The organism is Vibrio sp. RW (assembly GCF_027587105.1).
In the GTDB taxonomy this organism is placed as follows: Bacteria; Pseudomonadota; Gammaproteobacteria; order Enterobacterales; family Vibrionaceae; genus Vibrio; species Vibrio toranzoniae.
The window spans coordinates 62,997-78,436 of the sequence record NZ_JAPPTM010000006.1 but is presented as its reverse complement, the minus strand read 5'-3'; the positions used below and the strand labels follow the sequence as shown (position 1 = coordinate 78,436).

The 15,440-nt window shown below is 43.4% G+C and carries 13 protein-coding genes; 4 read left to right on the top strand and 9 right to left on the bottom strand.

The genetic code is table 11. The annotated features are described in order from the left end of the window. Positions 1 to 8: 8 nt before the first annotated feature. The 3 genes from OCT63_RS07260 to OCT63_RS07250 form a co-directional block, all read right to left on the bottom strand. Positions 9 to 1,382, bottom strand: a complete 1,374-nt coding sequence (locus OCT63_RS07260; protein WP_161686492.1) for a YcjX family protein — start codon at positions 1,380 to 1,382, stop codon at positions 9 to 11. A gap of 201 nt (positions 1,383 to 1,583) precedes the next feature. After that, positions 1,584 to 1,769, bottom strand: a complete 186-nt coding sequence (locus tag OCT63_RS07255) for a hypothetical protein (protein WP_161679231.1) — start codon at positions 1,767 to 1,769, stop codon at positions 1,584 to 1,586. 164 nt (positions 1,770 to 1,933) lie between these two features. Continuing rightward, a complete protein-coding gene (locus OCT63_RS07250) occupies positions 1,934 to 3,451 on the bottom strand; it encodes a fumarate hydratase (RefSeq protein WP_060467907.1) in 1,518 nt (505 codons plus the stop codon). 253 nt (positions 3,452 to 3,704) lie between these two features. Between OCT63_RS07250 and pabB the strand changes: the two genes are divergently transcribed. After that, positions 3,705 to 5,078, top strand: a complete 1,374-nt coding sequence (gene pabB / locus OCT63_RS07245) for an aminodeoxychorismate synthase component I (RefSeq protein ID WP_269983457.1) — start codon at positions 3,705 to 3,707, stop codon at positions 5,076 to 5,078. Between the two features lie 165 nt (positions 5,079 to 5,243). Here pabB and OCT63_RS07240 read toward each other — a convergent pair whose 3' ends face one another. Next, complete coding sequence (locus OCT63_RS07240; protein WP_060467909.1) at positions 5,244 to 6,962, bottom strand: ATP-binding protein; 1,719 nt, start codon at positions 6,960 to 6,962, stop codon at positions 5,244 to 5,246. 1 nt (position 6,963) lies between these two features. Continuing rightward, positions 6,964 to 7,506 carry a heme NO-binding domain-containing protein gene (locus OCT63_RS07235; protein ID WP_060467910.1) on the bottom strand — a complete coding sequence of 181 codons (543 nt, stop codon included), beginning with the start codon at positions 7,504 to 7,506 and terminating at the stop codon, positions 6,964 to 6,966. A gap of 316 nt (positions 7,507 to 7,822) precedes the next feature. Between OCT63_RS07235 and OCT63_RS07230 the strand changes: the two genes are divergently transcribed. The 3 genes from OCT63_RS07230 (at position 7,823) to OCT63_RS07220 (ending at position 11,466) form a co-directional block, all read left to right on the top strand. Next, complete coding sequence (locus OCT63_RS07230; protein ID WP_060467911.1) at positions 7,823 to 8,413, top strand: CoA pyrophosphatase; 591 nt, start codon at positions 7,823 to 7,825, stop codon at positions 8,411 to 8,413. Between the two features lie 318 nt (positions 8,414 to 8,731). Then, on the top strand, positions 8,732 to 9,985 hold the full coding sequence (locus OCT63_RS07225; RefSeq protein ID WP_017057530.1) for an aromatic amino acid transport family protein: 1,254 nt from the start codon (positions 8,732 to 8,734) through the stop codon (positions 9,983 to 9,985). Positions 9,986 to 10,104: 119 nt separating this feature from the next. Beyond that, complete coding sequence (locus tag OCT63_RS07220; RefSeq protein WP_060467912.1) at positions 10,105 to 11,466, top strand: L-serine ammonia-lyase; 1,362 nt, start codon at positions 10,105 to 10,107, stop codon at positions 11,464 to 11,466. A gap of 396 nt (positions 11,467 to 11,862) precedes the next feature. Here the strand turns inward: OCT63_RS07220 and OCT63_RS07215 are convergent, their stop codons facing one another. From OCT63_RS07215 to OCT63_RS07200, 4 genes are all read right to left on the bottom strand, one after another. Then, the gene (locus tag OCT63_RS07215) at positions 11,863 to 13,005 is read right to left on the bottom strand and encodes an amino acid permease (protein ID WP_099049812.1); all 1,143 of its coding nucleotides are present in this window, start codon (positions 13,003 to 13,005) and stop codon (positions 11,863 to 11,865) included. A gap of 81 nt (positions 13,006 to 13,086) precedes the next feature. Further along, positions 13,087 to 13,284 (bottom strand): hypothetical protein, encoded by a 198-nt coding sequence (locus OCT63_RS07210; RefSeq protein WP_157769196.1) that lies wholly within the window; start codon positions 13,282 to 13,284, stop codon positions 13,087 to 13,089. A 260-nt stretch (positions 13,285 to 13,544) separates the two neighbouring features. Beyond that, the gene (gene fdhD, locus OCT63_RS07205; RefSeq protein ID WP_060467914.1) at positions 13,545 to 14,375 is read right to left on the bottom strand and encodes a formate dehydrogenase accessory sulfurtransferase FdhD; all 831 of its coding nucleotides are present in this window, start codon (positions 14,373 to 14,375) and stop codon (positions 13,545 to 13,547) included. A gap of 71 nt (positions 14,376 to 14,446) precedes the next feature. Beyond that, entirely contained in the window at positions 14,447 to 15,331 is an 885-nt protein-coding gene (locus tag OCT63_RS07200; RefSeq protein ID WP_060467915.1) for a LysR family transcriptional regulator, read from the bottom strand. Positions 15,332 to 15,440: the final 109 nt, after the last annotated feature.

Here is a 15,440-nt window from a genome sequence, read left to right as displayed (position 1 = left end):
TGCCTCAATTACTTCAACTTATCGCCAATGAGATACTCTAAAACCTTATCGACTCGTAAGTGCTGACAAGGCTCATCGGAATGTTGCTCCATTGGCCTAAAGCTCGTGAAATCAAATTGGTTGGTTTCCCAATACTGTTTGTTCGGAAGCTTACGTGGCACCTCACCCGGATACATGGTTTGAGCTACATCACCTAAGGTGACACCTTGCAGCGCTGGAACATTGTCTGACCCTGAAGAGATATAACCTGCACTGGTCGCTTGAATAGACGCGATGCTCATGCAACTCATGTCGATATGTTCAAACGCTGCCTGTTGCCACGCTGGGTGCACCATCTGTTGTAACAGTGACACCAAGTTCGGATGCTGGTCTGGTGTTACATGGTCGGCCTTGGTCGCTGCAAACAAGATTTTGTCGATCTTAGGTGCAAACAGGCGTCTTAGGATATTGCTTCGACCGTACTTAAAGCTTTTCAATAGCTGCTCAAGTGCGCCACGCATATCCATGAAAGAGTCGTAACCAGCATTGAGTGGTTGTAAACAGTCCACCAGTACGATTTGTCTATCGAACGTCGCGAAGTGATTCTTGTAGAACGCTTTCACTACCTTCTGTTGATACTCTTCATAACGCGCTTTTAGCACAGCATAGTTACTTGTTTTCGAGAACTTACCTTCTGGTGCAATACACGGGAAGAATTGCAGTACAGGCGCGCCTTCAAGCTCGCCCGGTAATACGAATCGACCCGGCTGTACCCAGTGCAATCCGTTATCCTTACAAGTGTGAAGGTACTGAGTATAGCTATCGGCAATGGCGACTAGTTTCTTTTCGTCTGCTTCGGCTAACAAGTCAACGTCACCACGCATTGCGTTCCACTGTTGCGAGTAGGTTTCTCTATCGCCTTTTAGCGCTGCAAATTGAGATTGGCTCCAAGTATCGAAATCCATATCCAGTAATGGCAAATCGAGTAGCCATTCGCCCGGGTAATCGACGATATCGAGATAAAGCGTACTGTTTTTGCTCAGCAGCTTCTTTGCACCTTTAGCCGGCTTATATTTTATGGCTAAGCGAATTTCACTGACATCACGTGTTGGTACTGGCCATTCTGGTGGCAGACCATTTAATGACTCCATCGCTTCATCGTAAGAAAAACGGGGAATCATCATGTTGTGCTGAGGGATGCGCTTTGCGCCAATAATCCTTCCATCTCTCGCCGATGAAAGAAGCGGTAAATTTTTGTGCGTAGAGGTATGAAGAAGCTGGTTAACCAGCGAGGTAATGAAGGCTGTTTTACCTGCACGAGACAGACCCGTAACCGCTACTCTAATGTGAGAATCCGTTCCTCTGCTTATAAAGTCACTCATTTCTTGAGTTAGGTGTTTCATTTGAACGACTCCGTGATAAATAGGCTAGCTGATTATGATAATAGAGAGGCAAGCCTATGTTTTTCCCTATTGGGATAGTTCGTATGCTTTTTCTTTTGCTGATAGTGGTGAGTATGCAATACCCATTCTTAATGCTAGATGAATAAAAGCCCCTGACTACATTCATAATCAGGGGCTTTGAATTTTTTCGTTGATGTCGGACTAATCGTCTTCTATCAGCTTGTAGATAACAAACAGGGTTATCTCAGAAATCAACCACAATACACATGTGATAGTTACGTATTTTTCGTTAAAGATGCTGATTCCGTGCAAGATCAAATCGTAACCAATGAAACTACCAATCACCACTGCCAAGACAATCTGTAGGATCTGAATAAAACGAGGCATTCCTCTCTCCTATGTTCTTATATCAAACGATGTGTTTATCACTATATCATTGATAATAAGACAAAAGTGCAGATAATGCTGCACTTTTGTCTTTAACTTTCTTTCAAAAATTGAAATTCAAACGCTGAAGTTAGCGACAATTACGATTTTTTGGCTTCGGTTAATTACACTTTCTCAGCTTCAGCAATCTTCACTTTCCACGTGTCAGGGCCGATCTGGTGTGCGTTCACGCCGTTAGAATCAACTGCTACCGTTACCGGCATATCTTCAACTTCAAACTCGTAAATCGCTTCCATACCTAGATCTTCAAACGCAACTACGCGTGCTTTTTTAATTGCTTTCGCGACTAAATAAGCTGCACCGCCGACTGCCATCAAGTAAACCGCTTTGTGCTCTTTGATTGACTCAACCGTTGCAGGACCACGCTCGGCTTTACCGATCATGCCCATGATGCCTGTTTCGTTTAGCATCATGTCTGTGAACTTGTCCATACGTGTTGACGTTGTTGGACCCGCAGGACCTACCGCTTCATCGCCAACTGCATCAACAGGGCCAACGTAATAGATGAACTTGCCTTTGAAATCAACGCCAGCTGGAAGGCCTTCGCCGCTTTCTAGCATGCCTTGGATACGCTTATGCGCTGCATCACGACCGGTTAAAATCTTGCCTGATAGAAGAACCGTTTCGCCTGTCTTCCACTCTTGTACGTCTTCTTTGGTGACTTCATCAAGGTTAACACGACGTGTGTTTGCGCCCGCTTCCCAAGTGATGTCTGGCCACTCTTCTAGCTTAGGTGGCGTTAGCTCTGCAGGGCCGCTGCCGTCTAGTGTGAAGTGAACGTGACGAGTCGCTGCACAGTTCGGGATTAGGCAAACTGGCTTAGATGCTGCGTGTGTTGGTGCTGTTTTGATTTTCACATCAACCACAGTTGTTAGGCCGCCAAGGCCTTGCGCACCAATACCCAGTTTGTTTACGCGGTTGAAGATGTCTAAACGAAGCTCTTCTTCAGCGTTCTCTGGACCTTTGTCGATAAGCTCTTGGATATCGATGTGTTCCATAAGAGATTCTTTTGCAAGTACCGCAGCTTTCTCAGCCGTACCGCCAATACCTATACCAAGCATGCCCGGTGGACACCAGCCCGCCCCCATGGTTGGTAGCGTCTTCTCTACCCATTCTGCAATATCGTCAGAAGGGTTCAGCATAACCATCTTGGTTTTGTTCTCAGAACCGCCGCCTTTCGCCGCGATTTGAATTTCAACTTTGTTGCCCGGAACCATATTAATGTGAACAACCGCTGGTGTGTTGTCTTTGGTATTAATACGCTTACCTGCAGGGTCCATTAGGACAGACGCACGCAATGGGTTATCTGGGTTGTTGTAAGCTTGACGAACGCCTTCATCAACCATCTGTTGTACTGTTTGATCCGTTTCCCACCTAACATCCATACCGATGTTCACGAAACAAGTAACAATACCCGTATCCTGACAAATTGGACGATGACCTTCCGCAGACATACGCGAGTTGATAAGAATCTGAGCGATCGCATCTTTTGCTGCTTGGCTCTCTTCTTTCTCGTACGCTTTTTCTAGGGCTTGGACAAAGTCTAAAGGGTGATAATAAGAAATGTACTGAAGTGCGTCAGCGACACTGCTGATCACATCTTGCTTACGAATAACCGTCATTGCATGCCTCTTTATTGTTCTAGTTCCATGTGGGTTCACAGTTTGACTTTTATGCCGAATCGAATTAGTGGGTTTAGCTTTTTATTGTCTTGAGCTGTATTTAGTTGCTTTAGCAATCGCTTGCATAGCTGTAAACTAAACCACTTGGATTACTCCGTTCTAATCAAGAACCCATTTTATTTTCAATTTATGATACTCTTGCTTCCTCTCACACGCCATGCAGTGATCGAACTCTTTGTCACAAATTAAACAAATGAATAACAACGAATTTCGCTCTATCCAAATCAAGCCGCTTGAATATCAATCAACTTTAGCTAAACAGCTGTTTTCTCATATTGAAAGCCTGCCGTGGGCAATGCTATTACGCTCTGCCTCAGAAAGCCACGTTGATAGTCGATACGACATTTTAGTTGCTCACCCCATCGCCACCTTCGAGACTATCGGCGTCAAAACGACCGTTAATGTAAACGAAGAGCGTAAGGTGTCAGAGTCTGATCCTTTCGAACTACTCGACCAATATCAGCAACAGTTATTGCCTGCAACCAAAGACCACCCTGAATTACCATTCGTTGGCGGCGCTTTGGGCTACTTTAGCTATGATTTAGGGCGCAGAGTGGAAACGCTTCCATCTCTTACAAAGCGTGATATTGAAGCACCCGACATGGCGGTGGGTCTCTATGAATGGGCAATCGTGGTTGATCATAAGCTTAAGACAGCGTGTGTGGTTGGACAGAATATCGAGGCGCACTGGAATTGGTTGTCTGAGCAGAAAGACAAATCTCAAACAGAGGAGTTTCGCCTAACAACGCCATGGCAATCGAACATGAGCGAACAGGGCTACGCGGACAAATTCGATAGCGTTCAAGAGTACTTGCTGTCTGGCGACTGTTATCAAATTAATTTAGCTCAGCGCTTCAATGCCAAATACCAAGGCAGTGAATGGCTAGCTTACGACAAATTAGAGCAATACAACTCGGCACCCTTTTCCGGTTTCATCCGTTTGGCCGACAGTGCCATTATCAGTGTCTCACCTGAACGTTTCTTAGAACTTAAAGATAACGTGATTGAAACCAAGCCGATTAAAGGCACACGTCCTCGTTCTGATGACCATGTGATTGATGATGCGAACGCACAAGACTTAGCAAATGCCGACAAAGATCAGGCCGAAAACCTGATGATTGTAGACCTACTTCGTAATGACATAGGCCGAGTAGCAAAACCGGGCACGGTTCATGTTCCTAAACTGTTCGATATTGAAAGCTTCCCAGCAGTGCACCACCTAGTAAGCACAATACGAGCTGATCTAGACTACCAGTACTCAGCGACGGATCTATTGAGAGCTTGTTTCCCCGGCGGTTCGATAACAGGCGCACCTAAAGTTCGCGCGATGCAGATCATTGAAGAGCTAGAGCCTCATCGACGTTCAGCGTATTGCGGCAGTATTGGCTACATCAGCCGAAACGGTAGAATGGATACCAGTATTACCATTCGCACCTTAGTCGCTGAGAACAATACCCTTTACGCTTGGGCTGGCGGTGGTGTGGTGTTTGATAGTGATTGTGCTTCTGAATACCAAGAGACACTCGACAAGTTGAGCCGGATCTTGCCCGTGCTCGAAGACAGCTAAGCATCAGGCCAATGTTCGACGACGTTTCCCCGTTGGCGTTCAACAAATAAAACAAACCCTAAGTTATCCGGTTATCGTCATGACCACTTAGGGTTTTTAGTTTCTTGACTAAAGGTATGCTGACCACGGAGCTAACTAGCTCAACTTAAATCACAGTAGTTTGGCCTAAACAACAGCAGCAGGTACAGCCCCCCACTTCTGAAGCATATCTTTGAGGTCATCCGCTGTGTAGGGTTTACTGAGTATGTCATCCATACCACACTGAATACAGCGTTCACGCTCTTCTAGCGTTGTGCCCGCAGTCAGTGCCACAATCGACTTGTTATATCCTTTCTCTCTTAGGGTCTGTGTTGCCTCAAAGCCATCCATGACTGGCATTCTGCAGTCCATAAATAAAATGTCGTATTCATTGTTACATGCTAACTCAAGCCCTTCGACACCATTGCTTGCGATCGCCGGCTCTATCTCATACTTACGAAGCATTTGTTGGATGATGATCTGGTTCATCTTAATATCATCAACCACCAGCACTTTTAATAACGAAAGCTCGACATGTGACTCGACATCTTTAGCCTCTCGTTCGCTATTAGACAATACTTCAATCACTTGCAGCGGAATTGCGATAGAAAAAGTCGTTCCTACGCCCACGGTACTCGAAACTTTAATATCACCATGCATCATCGCGACTAACTTGCGACAAATAGCTAAACCCAGCCCTGTACCTTCATAGTTTCGGCTACTTGAGTTATCAGCTTGTGTAAAAGGTTCGAAAAGTGTTTTATGAGCAGACTCTGCGATTCCAACCCCAGAATCTTGTACCGAAAAGAAAAACTGATTATGGCGCCATTCTATATCAACACTTACGTGACCTTCTTCAGTAAACTTGATGGCATTACCAATCAGATTCACAAACAATTGCGTAATACGCTCCAAATCCCCATTGAAGTGAGTAGGCATATTTGGGGCAACATTGACATTAAATTGCAGTTGTTTCTCAATAGCTCTATTTATAAAGATGCTGTCGATAGTGTTTCTCAAATCCTTCAACGCAAACTTCTTAGGAATAAGTTCCAACATGCCCGCATTGATTTTACTGTAATCGAGTAGGTCATTAATGATGGTTCTTAGAAACTCACCAGATTGGCTCAGATTGTTCACTAATTCACGCTGTGAACTTGTTAATTCGGTATCACTAATCAGTTCCGCGCTACCCAACAAACCGTTTAATGGAGTCCTTAACTCGTGGTTAATCATGGCAACAAAATCGCGTGTCGCCCTTTCAGATTCTTCCGCTCGTTGGCGTGATTTAATATTGCGGTTAATGGCAAGCTGATGAGCCAACGCACTGCATATAAGGTCGGCCACTAACGATAATTGACTCTCAATAAACTCATAGTCTTGTACAGACAAATGAACTTTAACGATCAGTGCACCAACAATCACCTGCTCGACTTCAAGGGGCACCGTCAGTATATTGCCTTTCCATTGAGGCATCTGTATATCATGGGTTAGCTCGCCAACGGTTTTGTCGCCATAGTCGTACGTTTGAAGTTCTGGGATTAGCTTAGGTGGCAGTATTAAACGGCTGGCTTCGATGAGGTAACTGTTCGTCACATTAGTCGTTAGTTCAGACAACATAACATCATCCAGATCATTACGAAGAAAGGCACGTCCAAAATCAATCAACAGGTTATCGACTTGTTCTTGAAACTCAATACGACGCAAATTCGCTTTAGAGCGCTTCTCTAACTGGCGCAAAGCAAGTTCAAGCTGCTGGTTGGTCTCAAATAGTTCAAGACTTTTTTGCTCCAATAGTCTTTCAGCTTCTTTTCTTGCCGCGATCTGTCGCTTAAGTTTCTTTTCTAGCGCGGATGCCAAACTCATATTATTTTTCTACTTTAAGATTAAACCTAACCACACTTTGCTCATCATTTTGAGGTGTCATCCCTATTACAATGGATTCTCCATGGTAATCAGCACAACCTTCAATGAGTCCTAAACATACATGCGACATACACCTCGCACTCTTATAATCGAATATTAGCTGTGCTTCTGTCATCGTTATAAAACTAAATTCCGGTGGTTCAGCATCTGGATAGAGTTTCTTCACTTCTACATGAATATAATGCTCTACGTGTTGGATAAATTGGAAAGTGGTATTGCTGTGCTTAAGGCTGGCTTTATTAGGTATAGAAGCTAACAGGTTCTTAAAGACAGACTGACCAAACACACGCTGTAAACTGGCAGCATCTATATTGGTTTTTTTACTTAGGTTAATGATGAGCTTCACAAGATCTTTATGGTCGTAACTACCTACAGATGTGTAGATCCCCTCATCTTCTGACATCTCTAAAACGTCTTCCAACAACTCTAATCCAAATTTATCTTCAACAAGCTCTAAAAATTCGGTGAATATGATTCCTTTCATCGCATGCCTTTTTTTTATTTCTTTTTAGAATGGGCTACTAAATTATTGTTATCAAATTCTTAAACAAAAAATATACGTTTCATTACCCAATTATATGACATGGATAACGCTTACCAATTTAAATGCACATATTGAATGTGGGGGGAATGGTTATTTTTCAGTTGAATTTTGCACTTTGACTATTAACGAATTATCCAAAAGAACAGAGTTATCTTGTTAAAACTTTGGTGAACAAGGCCAATTTTAGTCAAAGTTGGTAATCTACTCGGTGTTATGCCTATACTTAAAATCATAATTATCAATATATTGGGTTGATATGAATAGAAAGAACTTCCTTCAGCACTTCCAACTGAATACAGCTGTCGGTTACCACCCTGAGTCTATTGAGCGTGTTGCTCACATCAGTCGGGAACAACTTCGCAAAGCGGCAGTTGTGGTCGGTTTAGTTGATCGCGAAGACGGTTTACATGTCATTTTTACTAAAAGAGCCGCTCATTTAAAGCATCACCCAGGACAAGTGAGCTTCCCTGGCGGAAAACACGAACTTTCCGACCCTTCAATGCAGTTTACAGCACTGAGAGAACTTCATGAGGAAGTAGGAATTCGATCGGATCAAGTTAAAATTGTTGGTCAATTACCAGCATTAAGTACCATTAGTAAATTTTATGTTACGCCAATTGTTGTATTAGTCGATCCCAACTACAAAGCGGTTATCGATGCGAACGAAGTCGCCTCTATTTTTGAGGTACCTGCCACCTATATTTTGGACCAAGCCAAGCTTCATAGTCATACCGTTAATTTAAGAAAAATCAAACACCGTGTTTTTGCCATGCCCTTCCAAGAGCACCTAATTTGGGGCGTTACAGCTCAAATCATTCAGTCACTGCAACAGCACGTAATGCAATAGATCACACTGAAACCACACCTTGTTTAATCTTTGTTAACAAACTCGAGCCTTTCTATGGAACAGATTTATTAATGCAATTTTACGCAAACGTTTATCTGATATAAATCCGTACAAACCACCCCTTCAAATTAGAAAAACTAATAACAGGCATGAGCATAAATCACCTGTGGCACGCTATTTTCGTGATCAAAAATCCGTTTTTCGCATATCATGTGACACGCCGTTTCATTACATGATTTAGATCTACTTTTTGCCAAAGAAAATTCTGCAAAATTAGCCCCGACTTATTTCCTGTTCCCAAAAAATGAGTAATTTAACATGAACACAACAACTTCTTCGGTAAGTGCCGTTAAAGATTCAAGCAAGTTTAACTATAAAGATTTTACCTGGTGTTTATCACTATTTGGTACAGCAGTTGGTGCTGGTGTACTGTTCCTTCCAATCAAAGCTGGTGCGGGTGGTTTTTGGCCACTAGTTATCCTAGCTCTAATCGCGGCACCAATGACTTGGTTCGCACACAAATCTCTAGCTCGTTTCGTACTGTCAGCTAAAAACCCTGAAGCCGATATTACAGACACAGTTGAAGAACACTTCGGTAAGACTGGCGCAAACATTATCACTTTCGCTTACTTCTTCGCTATCTACCCGATCGTTCTTATCTACGGTGTTGGTATCACAAACACTGTTGATTCTTTTTTAGTAAACCAAATCGGCATGGAATCTATTCCTCGTCCTCTTCTTTCTGGTGCACTTATCCTTGCTATGACAGCAGGTGTTGTATTCGGTAAAGAGCTGATGCTAAAGGCAACTTCAGCAATGGTTTATCCGCTAGTATTCATCCTACTAGCTCTTTCTTTTTACCTAGTTCCTGAATGGAACACTTCTATGATGGACGTTGAACCTGAGTGGTCAACAATGCCTTCTATCATCTGGCTTGCCATTCCAATCATCGTGTTCTCTTTCAACCACAGTCCAATCATTTCACAGTTCTCTAAAGAGCAACGTCGTGTATACGGTGAAAACGCAGTTAAGAAAACTGACGCTATCACCGGCGGCGCAGCAATGATGCTGATGGGCTTTGTAATGTTCTTTGTATTCTCTGTCGTGCTTTCTCTATCTCCAGAGCAACTAGCAACAGCACAAGCACAGAACATCTCTGTACTTTCTTACCTAGCTAACATTCACGAGTCTCCACTTATCTCTTACATGGGTCCTCTAGTAGCGTTCGCAGCGATTACTTCAAGCTACTTCGGTCACTTCTTAGGTGCTCACGAAGGTCTTGTTGGTCTAATCAAGTCTCGCTCTGACTCTTCAGTAAGCAAGATTGAAAAAGTATCTTTAGCGTTCATCGTTGTTACAACTTGGATTGTTGCGGTCGTTAACCCAAGTATCCTAGGTATGATTGAAACAATGGGTGCTCCAATGATTGCAGCTATCCTGTTCCTAATGCCAGTATTCGCGATGCAAAAAGTACCAGCAATGGCTAAGTACAAAACTTCAGCACCTGTACAAATGTTTACAGCTTTATGTGGTCTAGCGGCTATTAGTTCTGTAATCTACGGCGCTCTTTAATCTTAAGCATTTTTTATAAGATGGTATTCATCTTATGTCTCGAGATTAAACACAAATATAATGATAATAAATGAGCCTCCCTACTCCACTTGGGAGGCTCTCTTTTTGAGGTAATCGCTATGATTAGTGTATTTGATATCTTTAAAATCGGTGTTGGTCCATCGAGCTCACATACAGTTGGACCAATGAAAGCGGGTAAAGAGTTTATTGATGACCTACGTTCAATGGGAAAGTTGCGCGACATCACTAAAATCACCGTGGACGTATATGGATCACTATCACTGACAGGGAAAGGTCACCACACAGATATCGCTATCATCATGGGTCTTGCTGGCAATACTCCTGAGAAAGTAGATATTGATTCCATCGCAGGTTTTATGGCTCGCGTAGAAGAAACTGAACGTCTACCTGTTGGTATGCACTGTCATACTGTTTCGTTCCCTAAAGATGGCGGAATGAATTTTCATACTTCGAACCTTTCATTGCATGAAAATGGCATGAGCATTCATGCTTGGGTTGATGACGAAGTAGCATACTCAAAAACATACTACTCAATTGGTGGCGGTTTCATCGTTGACGAAGAGAACTTCGGCAAAGAAGAAGCAAACCCAATCAAAGCACCTTACGAATTCACAACAGCTGAAGAGCTGGTTAATCAGTGTAAAGAAAGTGGCCTTTCTATTAGTACACTGGTTATGAAAAACCAAGCGGCTTTCCACTCAGACGAGGAGTCTCGCATTTACTTCTCGAACATCTGGAAAACGATGCGTGAATGTATGGATCGCGGTATGAATACTGAAGGTATCCTGCCAGGTCCATTGCGCGTACCTCGTCGTGCTGCAGCACTTCGCCAACAGCTAATTACTTCAGAAAAAACAACTAACGACCCAATGACGGTTGTTGACTGGGTAAATATGTTTGCGATTGCTGTAAACGAAGAAAACGCAGCTGGCGGTCGTGTAGTAACGGCACCAACAAACGGCGCATGTGGCATCATCCCAGCGGTATTGGCTTACTACGATAAGTTCATCCAAACAGTGACAGAAAAAGACTACATCCGTTACTTCGCAGCTTCTGGCGCGATCGGGGGTCTATACAAGCGTAACGCTTCTATCTCTGGTGCTGAAGTTGGCTGTCAGGGTGAAGTTGGTGTGGCATGTTCTATGGCTGCTGCAGGCCTTGCTGAACTTATGGGCGGTAGCCCAGAGCAAGTATGTATGGCTGCAGAAATCGGCATGGAGCACAACCTAGGTCTAACGTGTGACCCAGTTGCTGGCCAAGTACAAGTACCATGTATCGAGCGTAACGGTATTGCTGCAGTAAAAGCAATTAACTCAACTCGCATGGCACTTCGTCGCTCTTCTGCTCCTACTGTTTCTCTCGATAAAGTTATCGAAACGATGCTAGAGACAGGTAAAGACATGAACGCTAAATACCGTGAGACTTCTCAAGGTGGTTTGGCAGTTAAGGTGGTTTGTTAATAGCCTTTAGCCAACCCGCTCTTTATTAAGCAGATAATAAAAAGGAACGCCGACGCGTTCCTTTTTTTGTATCTGAAGCTTTTGTAGCTGAAATTTGGTAACTAGGGCGTGTTGATCTTTCGAGCTGATTTTTGCAGCGAGTTGCTGGGTATTTATACAAGGCAGAGGCGTCGATGTGTAGCTAGCCTACATGAGAAGCCGATAACGTAGTAGAAATGACCAGCAAACGCTGCCCGAAGGGTTCGGCTAAAAGCGTTTTACTCTTTGTTGAGGGAGATTTGCTTAGAGTGACTAGGCTACTTCCCCCTCGCCGCGATTAAAACGCTTTTATCTCGAACAAAATTTAACCATGAAAGGTCAACACGCCCTAATTATTCAACCGACCAAATTGTTTTGCTAAATCACTTGTGAGATAAGCAAGAAGCAACCAAATAGCAATGAGAAAAGCATCATTGGTCGGCCACCTTCTGCGCTGTATCTGTCTTCCGCTACTTTCATAAAGCGTTGCTTGTGAACCATCATCAACGGAACAAACACGGCTAAGAACACTAAGATGATGCCGGCGTAATTCAGTACTTGTAAGAATTTGTCAGCAGCAAGCAGAGAACCCACCAAAGGTAAGATGAAGCTGATGCCATAAGTCACTGCCGTATTTTGATTAAACATGTCTTTGTTTTGGTTGAACAATGCCATCGCTACACCAAAGAAAGAGGTCAACAACGCCAAGCCAGTGAAGGTAGACAGAACGTTACCCACCCAAGGAGATTGAGCCTCAAACGCCGCCATCAAGTCAGAGACATTCTTAAAGCTTCTGAATTGCTCTTCATTCAAATTACCCACAACAGCGAATAACCAGCATAGGTAGCACACTAGTGGAATAAGGGAACCTGCAATCACCATATTTCTTAACTGTGTGTCTGTCGCTTCGTGGTTGTAAGAAACCAAGGTTGGAATCACTACCATAAAACCAAAACTGGTAAACAGAATTGCACTGGTTTTGATTAGATCAAGATGGTCATGGCTTGTCACTTGCGACAAGTTAGACACCGTCATTCCCGGAGCCAAAAACACCATGGTTGTCACCAAGCTGCCTAGCATCACGAAAAACAACAAACGATTAAGCTTATCGACCACTCCTGTACCACTTGCCACAATCGCACCAGCGATCACTGTGAAGCCGATCTGACCATTCGTTGCTGTTATTTCTAAGCCAAAGTTAGACAGTACCTTACTTAATAGATCACCAGCGCCTAGGATGTAGGCCATTAATAGGCAAATCAGTAACGCGTAAAGCAAACCATTGGTGATCAGCTGGCCCTGCTTGCCCAGAATTTTTCGTGCAATTGAGTTTAATCCTAGACCGCCGCCAGCTTTGATGGTCGCTTCTAGAAGTAGTAACGCTGCATAGGTGGTACCGAAGCAAATCAGTACCATCAGCAATGTACCGTACAGCAATCCAAATTGAGCTAATACCATTGGGATCGCAAGCATACCAGCACCGAGAGCGGTACCAGCGATAATTAGGGAGCTACCCATCATTTTAATATTCATTATTTTTAACTTATTTGTTTAGTTTTTATAGGTGTGAGTCTTCGTACATCAACCGGATGACAAAGGAGGTCAAATAGAAATAAAGTTATAAAACGAATAACAATAGGAGCGATAAGCAGTAAAGAAGCGTGCAGAAACGTTGTCGAACAGGGCGTTCAAAGGAGAGCTTGTCTTAAAAGAGGTAAAACGAGATGCATAAATTTGCGTTAACTGATGTGGCGAACCTTCCGTCGGTTCGATAATCGGTGATGTAATCTTAAATTTCATGTATGTGTCCAGTAAATCACATTCCATAGCACTTGAAGCAGCGTATCCGTTGCTGCCCTTCCTCTAGCATTAGAGGCCTTTTTATCTTATAGAATGAGCCTCGAAACACAACGCTATAACCACACTTTTTGCTATTAAATTGAACAAAACAGCCATTTGAACAAAATTCAACCACCAAGCTGCGTAAAACAATAATCATTTATAATAAAAACCAAAGAGAGACCCAATGGTCTCTCTTTTGATCCGAACGAAACATTACATCAAGGCGCTGGGCTGTATAAACGAGGTGGACTGCTGTTTGGTAAGTGAATCAAATTTAAACGGTTACGCCTTGCCCATTCGACCGTCAATGAAGTCGGAGCCGACAAACAAACCAAGGTTGCAATTTCAGCACGTACCGCTTTATGGATAAGCTCTAAACTGCAACGACTCGTCATAATCGCGAACCCCGACTTAGGGTTGGTACCGTTCACGGCCATTGCCCCTATTAGTTTATCCAGTGCGTTATGGCGACCGATATCTTCACGGCAAAGGACAATTTCACCTTTCGAATTCGCAAACAACGAGGCATGTAAGGCGCCGGATATTTTCGCTGCTTTTTGATGTTCGGCAATTCGACTTCTCAATCCCTGAAAAACCAGTGGACTGGGTGGTAACGATGATGGCAATGGCACTAAATCCGGAAGTGCTTGTTCAAGCGCTTCAACACCGCACAAGCCACAGCCTGTGGTTCCAGCCAAGTTACGCCGCTGAGTTTTCATTTCCCAAAAAGCACGATTGCTAATTTCTACTTGTGCGAAATGAGATTCACCATTGCGACCAATCTCTATATCGCGAATTTCATTGAAGCTTTTCACAATACCGGAACTTAAACTAAAACCGCGCACAAAATCTTCCATGTGTCCGGGCGTGACCATCATAACCGCTTGATTTATCCCATTATAACTGATCGCCAATGCAGATTCGTTTGCCAAAGGAGCATCCACTACCATACTATCGCCCGTAAGCTCTCGATAGCTCATAACATCAGGCTGTGGAGGCGCTTGATTGAAAACAGGCTGCTCACTGTAAGATTGAGTTAAACATCTCATAAAATCACCCGGGAAGACGGTCAGCTGAACGATATCGACTCAGACTAAAAACGTTACTTATTAAATAAATATCACTGATTAAACAAGTGTTTTGCTTCAGAAAAACACTGGTCAGTGACTGCCGAATAAGGCTCTTGTTTGCGCTTAAGTAAACCTAAAGGTGAATGCACCACGGCTTTTTCTATCGGTACGATACGCAGTTGTTCGTTAAGCTCTTCCAATCCCGAGTTAAGTGGCATAACAGCACAGCAAAGACCGCTGGTGACGGCTTGGATCAGGTGAAAGGTAGAATTACTTTCAATCACAGTCTGCGGAACTAAGCCTTTACTACCAAAGCTCAAATCAATCGAATGACGATAGTGCATACCTTTAGACAAAAGCCCTAAAGGAATGTTATTGAGTGATTCCCACAAGACTTCCGACTCTGCAAAATCAAAGAACCGACTGTCATACAAAATACCTAAATCCGTTGAATTCATTTCTATAACGTCAAAGTACGCCGTATTGATCTGGTCGACGTAACACATGCCTAAATCAAGTTGATTACGATTGAGCTGGTCTATGATCTGCTCAGACGTCATCGATAAAATCTGAAAACGGAGTTCAGGGAACTTTGCGGATAAAGGCTTAATCAGCTGCATAGGGTTTTGACTGGCTAGGGGCACCATGCCAATCCTTAGCGAACCGACCAGTTGACCACGGCAGTTAGCCGCTTCGGCTTGTAAACCGTCATGAGCCGCTAAGACAGTCTTTGCCCAAGCCAATATACGTTCACCCGCTTCGGTAAACCCTTCAAAACGTTGACTTCTTGAAATCAATTCGAGGTCTAACTCTTCTTCTAAACGCCTTATCCTCATCGACAACGTAGGCTGAGTAATATGACAAAGTGTCGCAGCCTGACCAAAGTGTTTCGTTTGATCTAAAGCGATTAAATACTTAAGTTGTTTTATATCCATGAATGATCAGTAAAACCTTGAAATGAAGCGTCTTCTTCGCGTTCGTCGTACATTAACGGTTCTCTGTGATTGAAAATACCTATCACGGGAAATGGCTCAATCTGTAAAG

Coding starts and splice junctions, on each gene's coding strand:
- OCT63_RS07230 (WP_060467911.1), top strand. CDS start 7,823: ATGAATAGAAAGAACTTCCTTCAGCACTTCCAACTGAATACAGCTGTC.
- OCT63_RS07255 (WP_161679231.1), bottom strand. CDS start 1,769: ATGCCTCGTTTTATTCAGATCCTACAGATTGTCTTGGCAGTGGTGATT.
- pabB (WP_269983457.1), top strand. CDS start 3,705: ATGAATAACAACGAATTTCGCTCTATCCAAATCAAGCCGCTTGAATAT.
- OCT63_RS07225 (WP_017057530.1), top strand. CDS start 8,732: ATGAACACAACAACTTCTTCGGTAAGTGCCGTTAAAGATTCAAGCAAG.
- OCT63_RS07260 (WP_161686492.1), bottom strand. CDS start 1,382: ATGAAACACCTAACTCAAGAAATGAGTGACTTTATAAGCAGAGGAACG.
- fdhD (WP_060467914.1), bottom strand. CDS start 14,375: ATGAGATGTTTAACTCAATCTTACAGTGAGCAGCCTGTTTTCAATCAA.
- OCT63_RS07240 (WP_060467909.1), bottom strand. CDS start 6,962: ATGAGTTTGGCATCCGCGCTAGAAAAGAAACTTAAGCGACAGATCGCG.
- OCT63_RS07220 (WP_060467912.1), top strand. CDS start 10,105: ATGATTAGTGTATTTGATATCTTTAAAATCGGTGTTGGTCCATCGAGC.
- OCT63_RS07215 (WP_099049812.1), bottom strand. CDS start 13,005: ATGATGGGTAGCTCCCTAATTATCGCTGGTACCGCTCTCGGTGCTGGT.
- OCT63_RS07210 (WP_157769196.1), bottom strand. CDS start 13,284: ATGAAATTTAAGATTACATCACCGATTATCGAACCGACGGAAGGTTCG.
- OCT63_RS07235 (WP_060467910.1), bottom strand. CDS start 7,506: ATGAAAGGAATCATATTCACCGAATTTTTAGAGCTTGTTGAAGATAAA.
- OCT63_RS07200 (WP_060467915.1), bottom strand. CDS start 15,331: ATGGATATAAAACAACTTAAGTATTTAATCGCTTTAGATCAAACGAAA.
- OCT63_RS07250 (WP_060467907.1), bottom strand. CDS start 3,451: ATGACGGTTATTCGTAAGCAAGATGTGATCAGCAGTGTCGCTGACGCA.